This is a genomic window from Burkholderia sp. Ap-955 (assembly GCF_011753045.1).
GTDB classification, from domain to species: Bacteria; Pseudomonadota; Gammaproteobacteria; order Burkholderiales; family Burkholderiaceae; genus Burkholderia; species Burkholderia lata_D.
In genome coordinates this window covers 20,843-38,167 of the sequence record NZ_VWWH01000040.1, presented here as the reverse complement: position 1 = coordinate 38,167, position 17,325 = coordinate 20,843, and the positions used below count along the sequence as shown (strand labels likewise).

The window sequence follows — 17,325 nt, the reverse complement described above, 5'->3', positions numbered from 1 at the left end:
ACCGGGTGGCGGCGACCCGGGCGGGCGCGCAACCGGCAAGCGGGCAGGCAGGCGGGCGACCGGATCTTCATCGCGCCGTGCGGCCCGCGTTCTGACGTCACGTCAGTGCTTCACCTGCGATACGTACAGCGATTTCATCGCGCCGGGCATCCGTGCGATCGGTGCGTGTTCGCCGGTGTTGCCGAAACCCGCCCGCTCGTAGAAGCGGATCGCGTTGCGGTTCGCATCGGCAATCCACGCGTAGACGTCCTGGGCGCCGCGCTCGGCGAGCCATGCGGTGGCTGTCTCCAGCAGCAGCACGCCGCCGCGCAGATGACGCACCGCGTGCGCCACCCACAGCTCGCTGACGAACGCGCGCCGATCGGGCGTATTGTCGAAATACGCGCCGATCATGCCGGCCGGATGGCCTTCGGTATACAGCAGGAAAGTCGTCGATTCGTCGGACACGGCGCGCTGCGCGGCAATCGCCGACGCCGCGTCCGTTTCGACGTTCAGCAATTCGGCCTCCGGCGCTTCGCCGGGCGCGTAGGGCTCGCGCAGCGATGCAGCGCGGAGTTCGCGATACACGCCGCCCTGGTCGGCAACGATACGACGAACGGTCAAGGTCGAACTCATGCAGGCACAGCCCCCTTCGGACAGCAAGCTACTAGCTTCAACCGAAAGCGGGGCATGAGTCAAATCGTTATTTTCAAATGACAGCGCGAATCGAAAGGCGGCATGCACCGCCGGCGGCCCGGCGGCCAGCGGGTGTGCAGGTGCAGCATTACCAGGTCGATACGTGCCGCCGAAAGACGGTTGCGGCGGCCGGGTTCGACGCGTGGCGGCGGTTGCCTTGCGACACGCGGCAGTGGGCCCGTCGGACCCCGTGGATTTCAGCGCGAAAGCCGTAATGATCCGTAAGATTGGCAACCCCGGAAATAGGTATCACGGGTACTGCCGCCTTCCGAATATTGCGTCGCAACATTTGTTGCGGCCCCGTGGCGCCGACACCCGCATACGTAACGACGCGCCATCCGTCTGACAAACCGGTCGCCCGTACGGGTCGATCCGGCGTTCCCCGCATGTTTCAATCAGCGTGCGCGGGCCCTCCCCTGCCTGCGCCGCGCACGCCCGTCCGTTTGGAGCCGCGCGCCTAGCGCCGGGGTTTGGCAAGCGCGCACATGGGTCGTATAACAGGCAGAACCGGGTGACGATCCGGCAAAACCGCGCGTGCTTCGCGGACCAACGAGAATTCGAACGACCGTACAGGCGGCCGCCCTCGGGCCGGCCGGCAGGAGGGAGACAATGGCAATGACCAACGGATCGGCTTCGGGCTGGTCGGATGGCAAGCGTTACCTGTGGCTGCTCGGCGCGCTGACGATCACGCTGCCGATCCTCGCCGCCCAGCTCGCGCTGTCGACCGGCCTGCACGTGTTCTGGTGGTTCGGCCCGCTGTTCGCGTTCGGCGTGATCCCGGTCCTCGACACGCTGATCGGCGACGATCGCGACAACCCGCCCGAGGACGTCGTGCCGCAACTTGAACGGGAGCGTTATTACCGGTTGATCGTCTATCTCGCGACCCTCGTCGAATACGTCGCGTTCTTCGCGTGCGTCTGGATCGTCGGCACGCATGCGCTCGCCTGGTACGACTATGTCGGCTTCGCGCTGTCGCTCGGCGCCGCGACGGGCATCTCGATCAATACCGCGCACGAACTCGGGCACAAGACCAACCGCTTCGAGCGCTGGCTCGCGAAGATCACGCTCGCGCCGGTCGCATACGGCCACTTCTACGTCGAGCACAACCGCGGGCACCACGTGCGCGTCGCGACGGCGGAGGACCCGGCGAGTGCGCGCTACGGCGAATCGTTCTGGGCATTCCTGCCGCGCACCGTGACCGGCAGCATCCGCTCGGCGTGGCGGCTCGAGAAGGCACGCCTCGAACGGCTCGGGCATTCGCCGTGGACGTGGCGCAACGAGGTGCTGCACGCGTGGGCGATGACCGTCGTCGTGTGGGGCATCGCGATCGCGATGGCCGGCAAGGTCGTGATCCCGTTCCTCGTGATCCAGGCCGTCTACGGCGCGTCGCTGCTCGAAGTCGTGAACTACGTCGAGCATTACGGGCTCGGCCGCCGCAAGCTGCCGAACGGCCGCTACGAACGCTGCACGCCGCAGCATTCGTGGAACAGCAATCACGTCGTCACCAACCTGTTCCTGTACCAGTTGCAGCGGCACGCCGACCATCACGCGAATCCGACGCGCTCGTACCAGGCACTGCGCCACTTCGACGATGCGCCGCAACTGCCGGCCGGCTACGCGACGATGATCCTGTTCGCGTACGTGCCGCCGCTCTGGTATCGCGTGATGAATCCGCGCGTCGTCGCACACTACGGCGGCAACATGGCGCAATCGAACATCAAGCCGTCGATCCGCGCCCGGGTGCTCGCGCAATATCCGGCTGCGGCGTGATCGCGGGAGACGGACCGGGGTCGATCGGCGCCGTTGCGCCGCTGAAAGCCGGCGCCGCGCCGGCCCCGGTTCCATCGAAGTCCGGCTCGACGGCGGCCGCCGTCACGCCATTTCCGGTAGCCTGAACACGGCCACCGCATGCCGCAGCGCGCTCGCCTGCTCGGCCAGTGCCTGTGTCGCGGCCGAAGCCTGCTCGACGAGCGCCGCGTTGCGCTGCGTCGCCTCGTCCATCTGCGTCACCGCGATGTTCACCTGCTGGATGCCGCCGCTCTGCTCCTGCGACGCGGACGAGATCTCGCCGACGATCGTCGTGACGCGCTGCACCGCGCCGACGATCTCGTGAATCGATTCGCCCGCCCGGCCGATCAGCACGGCGCCCTCGTCGACCCGCTTCGTCGACTGTTCGATGAGCCCCTTGATCTCCTTCGCCGCGGCGGCGCTGCGCTGCGCGAGCGTGCGCACTTCCGCCGCGACGACCGCGAAGCCGCGCCCCTGTTCGCCCGCGCGAGCCGCCTCGACCGCTGCGTTCAGCGCGAGGATGTTGGTCTGGAACGCGATGCCGTCGATCACCGCGATGATCTCGCCGACCTTGGCGGAGCTGTCGGCGATGCCGTTCATCGTGCCGACGGCATCCGTCATCACGCCGCCGCCCGCCGCCGCGATGTTCGACGCGTCGTGCGCCAGCTGCGCCGCGTGCTGCGCGTGCTCGGCCGACTGGCGGACGATGCCCGTGAGTTCGGTCATGCTGGCGGCCGTCTCCTCGAGCGACGCGGCCTGTGCCTCGGTCCGCGCCGACAGGTCGTGATTGCCCGACGCGATCTGTGCGCTCGCCGTCGCGACGGCTTCGGCGTGCGTACGCACTTCGAGCACGACGCCCGACAGGCTCGTCTGCATGGCCTGCAACGCGCGCAGCAGATCGGCAATCTCGTCGCGGCCGGCCACGTCGACGTCGCGCGTCAGGTCGCCTTCGGCGACGGCCTGCGCGCACGCCACCGCACGATCGAGCGGACGCAGGATCGCGCGGCTGAACAGGAACGCGCCGACCATCGCGACGCCGAGCACGACCAGCATCAGCACGAGGCTCGCGGTGGTTGCGCGCTGCGCGTCGCGGCTCGCCTGCGCCGACACCGCGGCGCTCTCGTCGGCGATCGACTTCGCGGCCCGCTCCAGTAGCGCCGCCGGCTCGCGGTCCACGCCCGCCACCGCGGCATCGCCGGCCGACGGCTCGAAGCCCGCAGCCTTGAACGCGTCGAACCCGCGCCGGTAACCGTCGCCCATCGCCGTATGCGCGCGCATGAACTGCTCGACGAGCGAGCGGCTCTCGCCGGGCGGCAACTGGTGAACGAGCTGCGCAGCGAGCGTGTCGACCGTCCGCTCGCGCGTCTGGAACGCCTGCCAGTACTGATCGAGCTTGCCGGGCTGCTTGCCGCGCAACAGCGTGTCCTTCCATTCCTGCACTTGCAGCTTGAACTGTACGAGCGTGGCCGACACGAGCCGTTCCTCGCCGACGTTCGTCTGCACGTCGTCGGCGAACGTATCGATCGACCGATTGAGAATGTGGATACCGTACAGCGCGCCACAGAACATCAGCAGCAGCGCGACAGCAAATGCGAGGGGAATCTTGTAGCTCAGCTTCATGGGACCTTGAATCGACGGGGAACGACGCGGTCCGGCACGGGTACCGGCCGCCGCCCCGTGTTAACGGCGCGGGAAGCGCGGGCTTAAAGCTGAAGAATGCGGTAAAGGCCGGACGGATGGAACGAGGCCGGCCAGTGCGATCAGGTCGGCGGCGTCGCGCGCGGCCCGATTGTCACGATCCTGCACGGGCCCGCCATCCAGCGGCGCACAACGACGATCGACAGCACGCCGAATACGATCCTCGCGATCACGTTGGACGGCTAGTGGCCATCTTGGGTGGCGTCGACACGATCATCGCGGCATTCAGCACGATCGACGCTGCGTTTGCCATTCAGCGCGGCGGTATCGAGGACGCGGCACGATCATGCATGCGGTGCGCGCCCTCGCATCAGCACGATCCGAATTGCCGACGGTCGAGCTGTTGCCACTGCAACGGCTTGCGACACGACGCACGCACCGCGAACCCAAAACGAAAAACCCCTTGATCCTTCCGGATCAAGGGGCTTCGTATTTTGGCGGAGAGGGTGGGATTCGAACCCACGGTACGGGGAAACCGTACGCCTGATTTCGAGTCAGGTACATTCGACCACTCTGCCACCTCTCCTTCCTTGCTGCATCTCGCGGCTGGTCGTTTCCGCGAGAAAAAGATTATAAGACGATCGCTTCGTGGCTGACAAGCCCTTTCTGCAAATTTTTTTGCGAGGGCTTTGAAGGCCGCGTTACGACGCCTGCGCCGGCGCATCGATACGCTCGATGCCACCCATGTACGAACGCAGCACTTCCGGCACTGTGACCGAGCCGTCCGCGTTCTGGTAGTTCTCCAGCACCGCGACGAGCGTGCGGCCGACGGCGAGACCCGAACCGTTCAGCGTGTGCACGAGTTCCGGCTTGCCCTGCGCGTTGCGGAAACGCGCCTGCATCCGGCGCGCCTGGAACGCTTCGGTGTTCGAGCAGCTCGAGATCTCGCGATAGGTGTTCTGCGCAGGCAGCCACACTTCGAGGTCGAACGTCTTCGCGGCCGAGAAACCCATGTCGCCCGTGCACAGCGTGATCACGCGGTACGGCAGGCCGAGCTTCTGCAGGATCGCTTCCGCATGGCCGACCATCTCGTCGAGCGCGGCGTAGGATGCTTCCGGCGCGACGACCTGCACCATCTCGACCTTGTCGAACTGGTGCTGGCGGATCATGCCGCGCGTGTCGCGGCCGTACGAACCGGCTTCCGAGCGGAAGCACGGGGAATGCGCGGTCAGCTTGATCGGCAGTGCGGACGCGTCGACGATCGACTCGCGCACGGTGTTCGTCAGCGAAATTTCCGACGTGGAAATCAGGTATTGCGTGACCTTGTTCTCCTCGCCGCCCTTCTCGACGCGGAACATGTCGTCCGCGAACTTCGGCAGTTGGCCCGTGCCGTACAGGATCTCGGGGTTCACGATGTACGGCGTATACGTCTCCGTGTATCCGTGCTGCAGCGTGTGCGTGTCGATCATGAACTGCGCGAGCGCGCGGTGCAGGCGTGCGATCGAGCCGCGCAGCATCGTGAAGCGCGCGCCGGCGAGCTTCGCACCGGTTTCGAAATCGAGGCCGAGCGGCGTGCCGACGTCGACGTGATCCTTCACCTCGAAATCGAACTGGCGCGGCGTGCCCCAGCGGCGCACCTCGACGTTGTCGGCTTCGTCCTTGCCGACCGGCACGCTTTCGTGCGCGACGTTCGGCATGCCCAGCATCAGGTCGGACAGGCGCGCCTGGATCTCGCCGAGCTTGGCTTCTCCCGCCTTCATTTCGTCGCCGATCCCGCCGACCTCGGCCATCACGGCCGACGTGTCCTCGCCCTTCCCCTTCATCGCGCCGATCTGCTTCGACAGGCTGTTGCGGCGCGCCTGGAGCTCTTCGGTGCGGGTCTGGATCGCGCGGCGTTCCGCTTCGAGCGCGGAGAAGGCGGCGACGTCGAGGGTGTAGCCGCGATCGGCGAGGCGCTTGGCGACGCCGTCGAGGTCTTTGCGCAGCAACTGGATGTCGAGCATGGGAGGACTTGGAGAATCGTTGTGTAAGACGGGAATTCTAACGCACCGCGGGGCCGCCACGGCACTGGCCGGACGGACAATGCTGCAAACGGGCGATGACCGTGGCGCGACGGCCATGGCAGTATCGCATTGCCGGTCCGCGCGTCGGCGCCCGCGAAATCGCGCGGCATCGACGCGCCGCGGATCGCGAAACACCCGGGCGTGCCCGCCGCAGCGCATCGAACGACGCACGCGCCACCCGTCACTGCTACCCAAGGAAACCGATGGCCATCGAACTGGAGAAGGACGTACGCGACCGCGCGATCGCGTCGCTGCAACGCTATTTCACAGAAAACATGGATGAGCCGATCGGCAATATCCAGGCGGGTGCACTGCTGCACTTCTTCGTCGAGGAAATCGCACCGGCGATCTACAACCTCGCGATCGCCGATGCGCAGCAGAGCCTGCACGCCCGCGTCACCGAACTCGACATCGAGTGCCATCAGGAGCCGTTCGGCTACTGGAAGAAGCAGCCGGCCCGCAAGCGCTGACGCGTTCGTGGCGGCACCGGCGCGGACCGCGCCGGACGTTGCCCGGTCAGTCCTTCTTGCCGGCCTCGCGGTCGAGTTCGCGCAGCCACGCGAGCTTGTCGGCGATCTTCGATTCGAGCCCGCGCGGCACCGGCTTGTACCAGCGCGGCTCGCGCATGCCGTCCGGCAGGTACGTCTCGCCGGCCGCATACGCATTCGGCTCGTCGTGCGCGTAACGGTAGGCGTGACCGTAGCCGAGTTCCTTCATCAGCTTGGTCGGCGCGTTGCGCAGATGCACGGGCACCTCGCGCGACTTGTCCTGCTTCACGAACGCCATCGCCTGGTTGAACGCGTTGTAGCCCGCGTTGCTCTTCGCCGCGCACGCGAGATAGATCACCGCCTGCCCGAGCGCGAGTTCGCCTTCCGGCGAGCCGAGCCGCTCGTAGGTTTCGGCCGCGTCGTTCGCCATCTGCAGCGCGCGCGGATCGGCGAGGCCGATGTCTTCCCACGCCATCCGCACGATCCGCCGTGCGAGATACTTCGGATCCGCACCGCCATCGATCATCCGGCAGAACCAGTACAACGCGCCGTCCGGGCTCGAGCCGCGCACCGACTTGTGCAGCGCCGAGATCTGGTCGTAGAAGTTGTCGCCGCCCTTGTCGAAGCGCCGTGCGTTCAGCGTCATCGCGCTGCTGACGAATTCGGCATCGATCGTCGCGGTGCCGGCCGACGTGGCCGCCGTCTGCGCCTGCTCGAGCAGGTTCAGGAAGCGCCGCGCGTCGCCGTCCGCATAGCCGACCAGCGTATCGATCGCCTTGTCGTCGAACGACAGGCCGTCGAGTGCGATTTCCTGCGCGCGCTTCAGCAACTGGCGCATCTCGTCGTCGTCCAGCGACTTCAGCACGTACACCTGCGCACGCGACAGCAACGCCGAGTTGACCTCGAAGCTCGGGTTCTCGGTCGTCGCGCCGATGAAGGTCACGAGCCCCGACTCGACGAACGGCAGCAACGCGTCCTGCTGCCCCTTGTTGAAGCGGTGGATCTCGTCGACGAACAGGATCGTGTGGCGGCCGGTGCGGTTCAGCGTGTCCTTCGCCTGCTCCATCGACTCGCGGATGTCCTTCACACCACCGAGCACCGCGGACAGCGCAATGAACTCGCAGTCGAACGCGAGCGCGGTGAGCCGTGCGAGCGTCGTCTTGCCGACGCCGGGCGGCCCCCACAGGATCATCGAATGCGGCTTGCCCGATTCGAACGCGAGCCGCAGCGGCTTGCCTTCGCCCAGCAAATGCGTCTGGCCGATCACCTCGGCGAGCGTCTTCGGCCGCAGCGCCTCGGCGAGCGGGCGGCGCGGCTCGACTTGAAACAGGTCGGACATGAACCCTCGCTCCACATCAAACAATGGCGGCCGAACCGGCCGCCGGACCCGACATTATGACAGCCACGCGAAAGCACCGCCGCGCCCGGTGCCCGGCGCCTGGTGCCCGCGCCTGGTGCCCGCGCCTGGTGCCCGGCGCCCAGAAACAACAAGGGCCTGCCGTCGCCGGCAGGCCCGTCGGTGAAACAGCAGCGCGCGGCGCCGGTCAGCCGGTAATCACGTCGGCGCCCTTCGGCACGACGAACTTGAACGTATCGCCCTTCAGCGGCGGATTCGTCTGGATGTTCGTAAACGTCAGCAGCGTGACGTTGCCGAACACGTCGTGCAGCTCCATCGCGGCGAGCGTGCCGTTCTTGAAGCCGATGCCGATCCGCTGGAACTGCGTGTCCTGCGCCTTCGGCAACATCTCGAGCCACTCGATGCCGCCCTTCTCGCCGGCATCGCGCAGCGTGTAATTCTTCTCGAGATCGTTGCTGCCGAACAGGATCGCGGCGGGGCTCGCACCCAGCGCGCCGTTCAGCTTGCGCTCGGTGACCTGGTTCAGGTCGCGGTCGTACACGTAGAGCTTCTCGCCGTCGGCCTGCAGCACCTGCTGGTACGGCTTCTGGTACGTCCAGATGAACTTGCCGGGGCGTGCGAACACGAACGTGCCGCTCGAATTGTCGGTGGGCTTCGCCGCGGCCTGCGCGGCGCTCGCGCCCTTCGACGGTGCCTTGACGATCTGCTGCGTGAAGTCGCCCTTCGCCGAACGCACCTGCGACACGAACGCCTTCAGTTGCTCGGTGCCGCCCGCGAACGCGTGCGTCGCCGCGAGCATCAGCGAGGCGCCGGCGAGCGCCGCGCCGAGCCAGCGCCGCGTCGAACGAAGGGACATTGCGAACGAATGTTGCTGCATATTGCGGTTTTCTCCCTGGGTGGCCGGCGCTGCGAACGCCGCGGACTCATTCCGCGTCGCGCGCCGGCACAAGAATTTCGCGGTTGCCGCTCGACGACATCGCCGACACGAGCCCCGACTGCTCCATCTGCTCGAGCAGCCGCGCCGCGCGGTTGTAGCCGATCCGCAGGTGGCGCTGCACGAGCGAGATCGATGCGCGGCGGTTCTTGATGACGATCTCGACCGCCTGGTCGTACAGCGGATCAGACTCGCTGCCGCCTTCACCGGTTCCCGCGCCGGCCGAGCCCTCGTCGCCGTCGGCGGTGCCGCCTTCGAGCAGGCCCTCGACGTAGTTCGGCTCGCCCTGCTCCTTGAGCTTCTCGACGACGCGGTGCACTTCGTCATCCGCGACGAACGCGCCGTGCACGCGCACGGGCAGCCCCGAACCGGGCGGCAGGTACAGCATGTCGCCCATCCCGAGCAGCGATTCGGCGCCCATCTGGTCGAGAATCGTGCGCGAGTCGATCTTCGACGACACCTGGAATGCGATCCGGGTCGGCACGTTCGCCTTGATCAGGCCCGTGATCACGTCGACCGACGGACGCTGCGTCGCGAGGATCAGGTGGATGCCGGCCGCACGCGCCTTCTGCGCGATCCGCGCAATCAGTTCCTCGACCTTCTTGCCGACGACCATCATCAGGTCGGCCAGCTCGTCGATCACCACGACGATGTTCGGCAGGCGGCCGAGCGGCTCCGGATCTTCCGGCGTCAGGCTGAACGGATTCGGCAGCTTCTCCTCGCGCTTCGCGGCCTCGTCGATCTTGTTGTTGTAGCCCGCCAGGTTGCGCACGCCGAGCTTGCTCATCAGCTTGTAGCGGCGCTCCATCTCCGCGACCGTCCAGTTCAGCGCGTGGCCGGCCTGGCGCATGTCGGTGACGACCGGGCACAGCAGGTGCGGAATGCCTTCGTAGACGCTCATTTCGAGCATCTTCGGATCGATCAGGATTAGGCGAACCTGGTCAGCCGTCGCCTTGTACAGCAGCGACAGGATCATCGCGTTGATCCCGACCGACTTGCCCGAGCCGGTCGTGCCGGCGACGAGCAGGTGAGGCATCTTCGCGAGATCCGCGCACACCGGCTTGCCGCCGATGTCCTTGCCGAGACTCAGCGTCAGCGCCGACGACGCGGCCGCGTACACCTCGGAACCGATGATCTCGGACAGGTGCACCGTCTGGCGGCGCTGGTTCGGCAGCTCGAGCGCCATGTAGTTCTTGCCGGGAATCGTCTCGACCACACGGATCGACACGAGCGACAGCGAGCGCGCGAGATCCTTCGCGAGGTTGACGATCTGGCTGCCCTTCACGCCGGTGGCCGGCTCGATCTCGTAGCGCGTGACGACCGGGCCCGGATACGCGGCGACGACGCTCGCCTCGACGCCGAAGTCCTTCAGCTTCTTCTCGATCAGCCGCGACGTGAATTCGAGCGTATCGGCGGAAATCGCTTCCTGCGTCTTCGGCGCCGGATCGAGCAGCGACACCGCCGGCAGCGTCGAATCGCCCGGCAGGTCGGTGAACAGCGGCACCTGGCGCTCGCGCTCGACGCGCTCGGACTTCGCCGGCGTGACGACCGGCGGCACGATCGTCACGGGCTCGTGATCCTCGATGCGCACCCGCTCCTCTTCGACCTTGCCTTCGCGGCGCACGGCCGCGGCCTCGCCGAGCTTGCGGTCGCGCTCGGCCTCACGGCGCAGCTTCGCGACGTTGACGGCGGACAGGATTGCGCCGCCGACACGCTCGGCAACCGACAGCCACGAGAAACGGAAATACAGCGACAGGCCGATCGCGAGCGCGATCAGCAGCAGCAGCGTGCCGCCCGTGAAGCCGAACGCATGCGACATCGCACCCGCGACGGCCTCGCCGACGACGCCGCCCGGCGCGCGCGGCAACTGCACCTTCAGCGACCACATGCGCAGCGCCTCGATGCCGTCGCACGCCAGCACGACGAGCACGAACGCCAGGATTTCGGTGAGCCAGCCGATCGGCCGCTCGGGTTCGTCCGAGACCGCCTCGTGGCGCGTGATGCGGCGATAGTTGACGGCGATGCGCCGCGCGAGCGGCACGATCAGCCAGTAGGCCGACAGGCCGAACAGCAGCAGGATGATGTCGGCCGTCCAGGCGCCGACGCGGCCGGCCCAGTTCGAGATGTGGTCCACCTGGGCGGCGTGCGTCCAGCTCGGATCGCGCCGGCTGTAGCTCAGCAGGGCCATCACCAGAAAGGCGCAGAGCGCGACCTGGAGAATCCAGCGGATCTCCGTGAGGAGCTTCGACATCCGGTGCGGCAACGCCTGTGCCTGGGCGGAATAAGGAGCTTTTGCCATGAATCCGTATAAAGAGGACGGGCCGTGCGCCCGCCTGTCGTTCGATCGCGCTTATTGTAAACGCTGCACCGGGCCGCCAAGTGTAAATGACGGTTACATAACAGGGCCGGGGTCCGGACGGCCCCGCGGACGCGCTTCGCAGCGGCCCTTTCGCCCTGGTCCGGCCGGCCCCGTCGGGCACCGCCGCTACGCCCCTCGAGCCGCGGCCAGGCCCCGCCACACCCGTGCGCCAGGCGCCCCGCCCACCCCGCGTGCGCGGCCGTTGCGCTGCCCGACACTATCGCCCCGATTGAAACTCTCGTTCGGCAACGCAGCAACGGGGCCTTTATAATGCGCGTCTGATACCCATCTATGACGGCATCCCGGTCAACCCGGATCGTACGGCGAGCCTACCCCGCCCGCCGCGGCCGCCTTTTACGGATTCGCACATGTCCACGCCCAAACACGCCAAAGTCCTGATTCTCGGTTCCGGCCCCGCCGGCTACACGGCTGCCGTCTACGCGGCACGCGCCAACCTGTCCCCGGTGCTGATCACCGGCATCGCGCAGGGCGGCCAGCTGATGACCACGACCGACGTCGAAAACTGGCCGGCAGATGCGAAAGGGGTGCAGGGTCCGGAGCTGATGGCGCGTTTCCTCGAGCACGCCGAGCGCTTCAACACCGAAATCGTGTTCGACCACATCCACACCGCCAAGCTGCACGAGCAGCCGATCCGCCTGATCGGCGACTCGGGCGAATACACGTGCGACTCGCTGATCATCGCGACCGGCGCATCGGCGCAGTATCTCGGCCTGCCGTCCGAAGAAGCGTTCATGGGCAAGGGCGTGTCGGCCTGCGCGACCTGCGACGGCTTCTTCTATCGCGGCCAGGAAGTCGCGGTGATCGGCGGCGGCAACACGGCCGTCGAGGAAGCGCTCTACCTGACGGGCATCGCGAAGAAGGTCACGGTGATCCACCGCCGCGACAAGTTCCGCGCGGAGCCGATCCTGATCGACCGCCTGCTGGAGAAGGAAAAGGAAGGCGCCGTCGTGATCAAGTGGGATCACGTGCTCGACGAAGTGACCGGCGAGGATTCGGGCGTCACCGGCCTGCGCATCAAGAACGTGAAGACCGGCGCGACGGAAGACCTCAACGTCCAGGGCGTGTTCGTCGCGATCGGCCACAAGCCGAACACCGACCTGTTCCAGGGCCAGCTCGAGATGAAGGACGGCTACATCCTGACGAAGAGCGGCCTGCACGGCAACGCGACGTCGACGAGCGTCGCTGGCGTGTTCGCCGCGGGCGACGTGCAGGACAACGTGTACCGCCAGGCGATCACCAGCGCCGGCACGGGCTGCATGGCCGCGCTCGACGCGCAGCGCTACCTCGAAAGCCTGCACGACAAGAAGTAAGCCGCGAGACCTGTCGCGCCGGGCGCTACAATGGCGTCCGCTGCCGCGAAGCGGGTCTGGCCGGACAAGCCGCTGCCGCCGAGCAGCGGCTTTTTTTTGCCCGCGCGCCCGAACGCGCCTGCCCTGCGTACCGAATCATGGCGAAGAACCAGCCCCATCCGAGCGATCCCGCGAAGCGGCAGATCGCCGCCCGTCCCGCGAACCCCGCGCCCGTTGCACCGGCGCCCGCCCCCGATCCCGCCGCGTTGCGCGGCCAGGGGCTCGCGGGCCTCGGCGCGCTGCGCAAGTCGCTGCAAGGCGAAGCCGATCGTCGCGAACGCGAGCGCGTCGAAACGGCCAAGGCCGAGCGCAAGGCGGAAGCCGACGCGAACCTGTTCCGCAACGAGATCGGCGCGATCCGTCCGCTGAACGCGCCGGCGCGCGCGGCGGCCGGGCGCACACCGCCCGACCCGGTGCCGAAGCAGACGCAGCGCGACGAGGAAGCCGTGCTGAACGCGACGTTGTCCGACGAATTCGATCCCGAGACATTGCTCGACAGCGACGACTCGCTGTACTACCACCGCCCCGGCATCAGCCGCGACGTCGTGCGCAAGCTGCGCAGCGGCGCGTGGATCGTGCAGGCGCAGATCGACCTGCACGGGATGCGGCGCGACGAGGCGCGCGACGCGCTCGCCGAGTTCATCCGCGAAGCCGGTAAAAAGGGGCTGCGCTGCCTGCGCGTGATCCACGGCAAGGGGCTCGGCTCGATCGGCAAGGAACCCGTGCTGAAAGGCAAGGTACGCGCGTGGCTCGTGCAGAAGGAAGAAGTGATCGCGTTCTGCGAGGCGCGCGGCAATGACGGCGGCGCGGGCGCGGTGCTGGTGCTGCTGCAGCCGTTCGCGACACCCGGCGACCGGGGGCCGCGTGCCGCATCCTAGGCTGACGCTCGCGATCGCGGTACTGGAGGCGATCGCCACGCTGGCCTTTGCGATCTCGGGCTTCATCGAGGCGCGCAAGAACCGCCTCGACTCGGTCGGCACGTTCGTCGTCGCGCTCGCCACCGCGTTCGGCGGCGGCACGCTGCGCGACATCCTGCTCGAGCGCCGGCCGTTCTACTGGGTCGTGCACGACGACTACGTGATCGCGATCTTCGTGCTCGCGCTGTTCGCGCCGTTCGTGCTGCGGATGTTGTCTCGGCTGTCGGCCGAGCGATTGCTGCTCGTCGCCGATGCGATCGGGCTCGGGATCTTCAGCATCTCGGGCACGGCGATCGCGCTCGATGCCGAGATGCCGCGCTTCATCGCGGTGATGATGGGCGTGATCACGGGCGTAGTCGGCGGGATCATCCGCGACGTGCTGTGCAACGACATCCCGCTGATCCTGCGCGATTCGCGGCCGTATGCGACCTGCGCGTTCGTCGGCTGCTGGTTCTACCTGCTGCTCGTGTGGCTGCAGTTCGACTCGGTGTACAGCGTGCTGCTCGCGACCGGCTTCATCCTCGTCGCGCGGCTCGCGACGTTCAAGTTCGACGTAAGGCTGCCGCACTGAGCGCCGCTGCGGCATCAACCGCCGCGCCAGAACAAAAGGGCCGTCCGAAGACGGCCCTTTTTTCTTCGTTCAGCGCTCGCGCGACGTTACGCGATCCGCTCTTCCGACGCCGGATCGAACAGCACCGCCTTCGACACGTCGAACAGCAGCGACAGCGTCTGGTCGGGCTGCGGGTTCGCGGCCGGATGCACGCGGCTCACGATGCGCTTGCCGTTCACCTGCGCGAACACGTGCGTATCCGGCCCGGTCGGCTCGGTCACGTCGACGCGCACATCGAACGGTTGCAGATGCGACGCGTCGCCGTTGTGCGCGTGGCGCACGTCGGTGATGCGCTCCGGACGCAGGCCGAGGATCACCTCGCGGCCGACGTGCGACTTCAGCTTCGCCGCATCGAACGGCAGGTTCAGCGCGCCGCGCTTGACGCCCGTGTCGACTTCAAGCGCGATCCCGCTGCCCTGCTCGACCAGCTTGCCGTTGATGAAGTTCATCGGCGGCGCGCCGATGAAGCCCGCGACGAACAGGTTCGACGGCGAATCGTAGATCTCCTGCGGCGCGCCGAACTGCTGGACCACGCCGTCCTTCATCACCGCGATCCGGTCGCCGAGCGTCATCGCCTCGATCTGGTCGTGCGTCACGTAGACGATCGTCGTGCCGAGGCGCTGGTGCAGCAGCTTGATTTCCGCGCGCATCTCGATGCGCAGCTTCGCGTCGAGGTTCGACAGCGGCTCGTCGAACAGGAACAGCGACGGATCGCGCGCGAGCGCCCGGCCCATCGCGACGCGCTGGCGCTGGCCGCCCGACAGCTGGCCCGGCTTGCGGTCGAGCAGGTGCTGGATCTGCAGCATCTGCGACACGCGGTCGACGATCTGCTGCTGTTCGCTCTTCGGCACCTTGCGGATGTTCAGGCCGAACGAGATGTTCTCGCGCACCGTCATCGACGGATACAGCGCGTACGACTGGAACACCATCGCGATGTCGCGATCCTTCGGCGACAGGTCGTTGACGACCTTGCCGTCGATGCAGATCTCGCCGCTCGTCACGGTCTCGAGCCCGGCGATCATGTTGAGCAGCGTCGACTTCCCGCAGCCCGACCCGCCGACCAGGATCAGGAACTGTCCGTCCTCGATCTCGATGTCGACACCCTTCAGGACCGGCACCCCGTTCGGGTAGGTCTTGTACACGTCACGGATGGAAAGGCTTGCCATGCTGTGAATCCTCTGTCTCGTCTCGCGCGGCGCACTCCGGCGCCGCGTCGGGTTCGTTTCGATGCGCCGCGCGCGAAGCGCGGCCGGTTCGTCGTATCGGTTGAAGCAGCGCTTACCCCTTCACCGCGCCCGCCGTCAGCCCGCGCACGAAGTAGCGGCCGGCGACGATGTAGACGAGCAGCGTCGGCAGCGCGGCGATGATCGCGCCGGCCATGTCGACGTTGTATTCCTTCACGCCCGTCGACGTGTTGACGAGGTTGTTCAGCGCAACCGTGATCGGCATCGAATCGACGCCGGAGAACACGATCCCGAACAGGAAGTCGTTCCAGATCTGCGTGAATTGCCAGATCAGGCACACCATGAAGATCGGCAGCGACACCGGCAGCAGGATCTTCGTGAAGATCGTGAAGAAGCCCGCGCCGTCGATGCGCGCGGCCTTCACGAGCTCGGCCGGCACGCTCACGTAGAAGTTGCGGAAGAACATCGTCGTGAACGCGATCCCGTACACGACGTGCACGAACACGAGGCCCGGAATCGTGTTGGCGAGGCCGAGCATCCCCTGCAGGCGCGCCATCGGCAGCAGGATCACCTGGAACGGGATGAAGCAGCCGACCAGCATCATCGTGAACAGCGCGTCGGCGCCGCGAAAGCGCCAGTGCGTGAGCACGTAGCCGTTGAACGCGCCGATCAGCGACGAGATCAGCACGGCCGGGATCACCATCTGCAGCGAGTTCAGGAAGAACGGCTTCATGCCGTCGCAGCGCACGCCGGTGCACGCCCCGCTCCATGCCTTCACCCACGGGTCGACGGTCCACGTGGTGGGCGGCGTCAGCAGGTTGCCGGTACGCAGCTGGTCGAGATCCTTGAACGACGTCGACAGCATCACGTAGATCGGGAACAGGAAATACAGCGCGAACAGGATCAGTGCCGCATAGATCACTGCCCGGCTGATCGTCATCTTAGGCTGCATTGCGGGTGCTCCTCGATTCCATATACATCAGCGGCACCAGCACCGCGACCACGGTCGCGAGCATCATCACCGAGGACGCCGCGCCGAGCCCGAGCTGGCCGCGGTTGAACGAAAACGTGTACATGAACATGGCCGGCAGCGACGACGAGGTGCCCGGGCCGCCTGCCGTCAGCGCGACGACGAGGTCGAAGGTCTTGATCGTGATGTGGCAGAGGATCAGCAGCACCGAGAAGAACACCGGGCGCATGCTCGGGATCACGATCTTGCGGTAGATGGTCGGCAGCGTCGCGCCGTCCACCTGCGCGGCCTTGAAGATCTCCGCGTCGACACCGCGCAGCCCCGCGAGGAACAGCGCCATCACGAAGCCGGTCGATTGCCACACGGCCGCGATCACCACGCAGAAGATCGCCTTGTCCGGATCGTCGAGCCAGCCGAACGAAAAGCTCGTCCAGCCCCAGTCGTGCATCACCTTCTCGAGGCCGAGACCCGGGTTCAGGATCCACTGCCAGGCGGTACCGGTGACGATGAACGACAGCGCCATCGGGTACAGGAAGATCGCGCGCAGCGCGCCTTCGTTGCGGATCCGCTGGTCGAGCAGGATCGCGAGGAACAGGCCGAGCCCGACGCAGATCGCGATGAACGGAATCCCGAACCAGCCGAGGTTCGCGGCGGAGGTCCACCACACGTCGTTCTGGAACAGGTCCGTGTAACGGCCGAAGCCGTCGAATTCGTAGTTGGGCAACAGCCGCGAGCGGGTCAGCGACAGATAGCCGGTAATCAGGATGAAGCCGTAGATGAACACCACGGCGATCGCGACGCTCGGCGCAAGCACGAGCTTCGGGATCCAGCGATCGGCGAAGGCCGACATCGGCGACGTACGCCGTGCGGCGGCAGCGCCGGATCCGTTTCCGCTAAGAGGGGCAGCCACTTGATTCGACTCCTGGAACGAGGGCGACGCAGGCCGGGCCGGCGCCGGGTACGACACGGGCT

The 17,325-nt window shown here is 66.9% G+C and carries 14 protein-coding genes and 1 tRNA gene; 5 read left to right on the top strand and 10 right to left on the bottom strand.

Annotated features, from left to right (window positions below; all coding sequences use genetic code 11):
* Window positions 1-102 precede the first annotated feature (102 nt).
* Window positions 103-615 (bottom strand): GNAT family N-acetyltransferase, encoded by a 513-nt coding sequence (locus tag F3J15_RS21065; protein WP_027788116.1) that lies wholly within the window; start codon window positions 613-615, stop codon window positions 103-105.
* Window positions 616-1,284: 669 nt separating this feature from the next.
* Between F3J15_RS21065 and F3J15_RS21060 the strand changes: the two genes are divergently transcribed.
* Window positions 1,285-2,445: an alkane 1-monooxygenase gene (locus F3J15_RS21060; protein ID WP_166893803.1), complete on the top strand. Its 1,161-nt coding sequence runs from the start codon at window positions 1,285-1,287 to the stop codon at window positions 2,443-2,445.
* Between the two features lie 102 nt (window positions 2,446-2,547).
* Here the strand turns inward: F3J15_RS21060 and F3J15_RS21055 are convergent, their stop codons facing one another.
* The 3 genes from F3J15_RS21055 to serS all read right to left on the bottom strand — a co-directional run bounded on the left by F3J15_RS21055 (window position 2,548) and on the right by serS (window position 6,104).
* Window positions 2,548-4,083: a methyl-accepting chemotaxis protein gene (locus tag F3J15_RS21055; protein ID WP_166893801.1), complete on the bottom strand. Its 1,536-nt coding sequence runs from the start codon at window positions 4,081-4,083 to the stop codon at window positions 2,548-2,550.
* A 513-nt stretch (window positions 4,084-4,596) separates the two neighbouring features.
* Window positions 4,597-4,687: transfer RNA gene (locus tag F3J15_RS21050), tRNA-Ser, on the bottom strand.
* Window positions 4,688-4,802: 115 nt separating this feature from the next.
* A complete protein-coding gene (gene serS / locus F3J15_RS21045) occupies window positions 4,803-6,104 on the bottom strand; it encodes a serine--tRNA ligase (RefSeq protein ID WP_166893799.1) in 1,302 nt (433 codons plus the stop codon).
* Between the two features lie 263 nt (window positions 6,105-6,367).
* Here serS and F3J15_RS21040 point away from each other — a divergent pair, with 263 nt between their 5' ends.
* Window positions 6,368-6,634, top strand: a complete 267-nt coding sequence (locus F3J15_RS21040) for a DUF2164 domain-containing protein (RefSeq protein ID WP_047850576.1) — start codon at window positions 6,368-6,370, stop codon at window positions 6,632-6,634.
* A 46-nt stretch (window positions 6,635-6,680) separates the two neighbouring features.
* Here the strand turns inward: F3J15_RS21040 and F3J15_RS21035 are convergent, their stop codons facing one another.
* From F3J15_RS21035 to F3J15_RS21025, 3 genes are all read right to left on the bottom strand, one after another.
* Window positions 6,681-7,991, bottom strand: a complete 1,311-nt coding sequence (locus tag F3J15_RS21035) for a replication-associated recombination protein A (protein ID WP_089445121.1) — start codon at window positions 7,989-7,991, stop codon at window positions 6,681-6,683.
* Window positions 7,992-8,196: 205 nt separating this feature from the next.
* Window positions 8,197-8,886, bottom strand: coding sequence for an outer membrane lipoprotein chaperone LolA (gene lolA, locus F3J15_RS21030; protein ID WP_166893797.1), 690 nt, complete (start codon window positions 8,884-8,886; stop codon window positions 8,197-8,199).
* A 46-nt stretch (window positions 8,887-8,932) separates the two neighbouring features.
* Window positions 8,933-11,242, bottom strand: a complete 2,310-nt coding sequence (locus tag F3J15_RS21025; RefSeq protein WP_166893795.1) for a DNA translocase FtsK — start codon at window positions 11,240-11,242, stop codon at window positions 8,933-8,935.
* Between the two features lie 428 nt (window positions 11,243-11,670).
* Here F3J15_RS21025 and trxB point away from each other — a divergent pair, with 428 nt between their 5' ends.
* From trxB to F3J15_RS21010, 3 genes are all read left to right on the top strand, one after another.
* Complete coding sequence (trxB, locus tag F3J15_RS21020; protein WP_166893793.1) at window positions 11,671-12,633, top strand: thioredoxin-disulfide reductase; 963 nt, start codon at window positions 11,671-11,673, stop codon at window positions 12,631-12,633.
* Window positions 12,634-12,770: 137 nt separating this feature from the next.
* Window positions 12,771-13,550 carry a Smr/MutS family protein gene (locus F3J15_RS21015; protein WP_166893791.1) on the top strand — a complete coding sequence of 260 codons (780 nt, stop codon included), beginning with the start codon at window positions 12,771-12,773 and terminating at the stop codon, window positions 13,548-13,550.
* Complete coding sequence (locus F3J15_RS21010) at window positions 13,537-14,160, top strand: trimeric intracellular cation channel family protein (RefSeq protein ID WP_027788121.1); 624 nt, start codon at window positions 13,537-13,539, stop codon at window positions 14,158-14,160. Before F3J15_RS21015 ends, F3J15_RS21010 begins: the two co-directional genes overlap by 14 nt.
* Window positions 14,161-14,246: 86 nt before the next feature.
* On the opposite strand, the gene ugpC is transcribed toward F3J15_RS21010, so the two are convergent.
* The 3 genes from ugpC to F3J15_RS20995 all read right to left on the bottom strand — a co-directional run bounded on the left by ugpC (window position 14,247) and on the right by F3J15_RS20995 (window position 17,263).
* Window positions 14,247-15,365, bottom strand: coding sequence for a sn-glycerol-3-phosphate ABC transporter ATP-binding protein UgpC (gene ugpC, locus F3J15_RS21005; protein ID WP_046545128.1), 1,119 nt, complete (start codon window positions 15,363-15,365; stop codon window positions 14,247-14,249).
* A gap of 112 nt (window positions 15,366-15,477) precedes the next feature.
* The gene (locus tag F3J15_RS21000; protein ID WP_011544828.1) at window positions 15,478-16,335 is read right to left on the bottom strand and encodes a carbohydrate ABC transporter permease; all 858 of its coding nucleotides are present in this window, start codon (window positions 16,333-16,335) and stop codon (window positions 15,478-15,480) included.
* The gene (locus F3J15_RS20995) at window positions 16,325-17,263 is read right to left on the bottom strand and encodes a sugar ABC transporter permease (RefSeq protein WP_042977917.1); all 939 of its coding nucleotides are present in this window, start codon (window positions 17,261-17,263) and stop codon (window positions 16,325-16,327) included. Before F3J15_RS20995 ends, F3J15_RS21000 begins: the two co-directional genes overlap by 11 nt.
* Window positions 17,264-17,325 lie beyond the last annotated feature (62 nt).

Coding starts and splice junctions, on each gene's coding strand:
- F3J15_RS21065 (WP_027788116.1), bottom strand. CDS start 615: ATGAGTTCGACCTTGACCGTTCGTCGTATCGTTGCCGACCAGGGCGGC.
- F3J15_RS21060 (WP_166893803.1), top strand. CDS start 1,285: ATGGCAATGACCAACGGATCGGCTTCGGGCTGGTCGGATGGCAAGCGT.
- F3J15_RS21055 (WP_166893801.1), bottom strand. CDS start 4,083: ATGAAGCTGAGCTACAAGATTCCCCTCGCATTTGCTGTCGCGCTGCTG.
- serS (WP_166893799.1), bottom strand. CDS start 6,104: ATGCTCGACATCCAGTTGCTGCGCAAAGACCTCGACGGCGTCGCCAAG.
- F3J15_RS21040 (WP_047850576.1), top strand. CDS start 6,368: ATGGCCATCGAACTGGAGAAGGACGTACGCGACCGCGCGATCGCGTCG.
- F3J15_RS21035 (WP_089445121.1), bottom strand. CDS start 7,991: ATGTCCGACCTGTTTCAAGTCGAGCCGCGCCGCCCGCTCGCCGAGGCG.
- lolA (WP_166893797.1), bottom strand. CDS start 8,886: ATGCAGCAACATTCGTTCGCAATGTCCCTTCGTTCGACGCGGCGCTGG.
- F3J15_RS21025 (WP_166893795.1), bottom strand. CDS start 11,242: ATGGCAAAAGCTCCTTATTCCGCCCAGGCACAGGCGTTGCCGCACCGG.
- trxB (WP_166893793.1), top strand. CDS start 11,671: ATGTCCACGCCCAAACACGCCAAAGTCCTGATTCTCGGTTCCGGCCCC.
- F3J15_RS21015 (WP_166893791.1), top strand. CDS start 12,771: ATGGCGAAGAACCAGCCCCATCCGAGCGATCCCGCGAAGCGGCAGATC.
- ugpC (WP_046545128.1), bottom strand. CDS start 15,365: ATGGCAAGCCTTTCCATCCGTGACGTGTACAAGACCTACCCGAACGGG.
- F3J15_RS21000 (WP_011544828.1), bottom strand. CDS start 16,335: ATGCAGCCTAAGATGACGATCAGCCGGGCAGTGATCTATGCGGCACTG.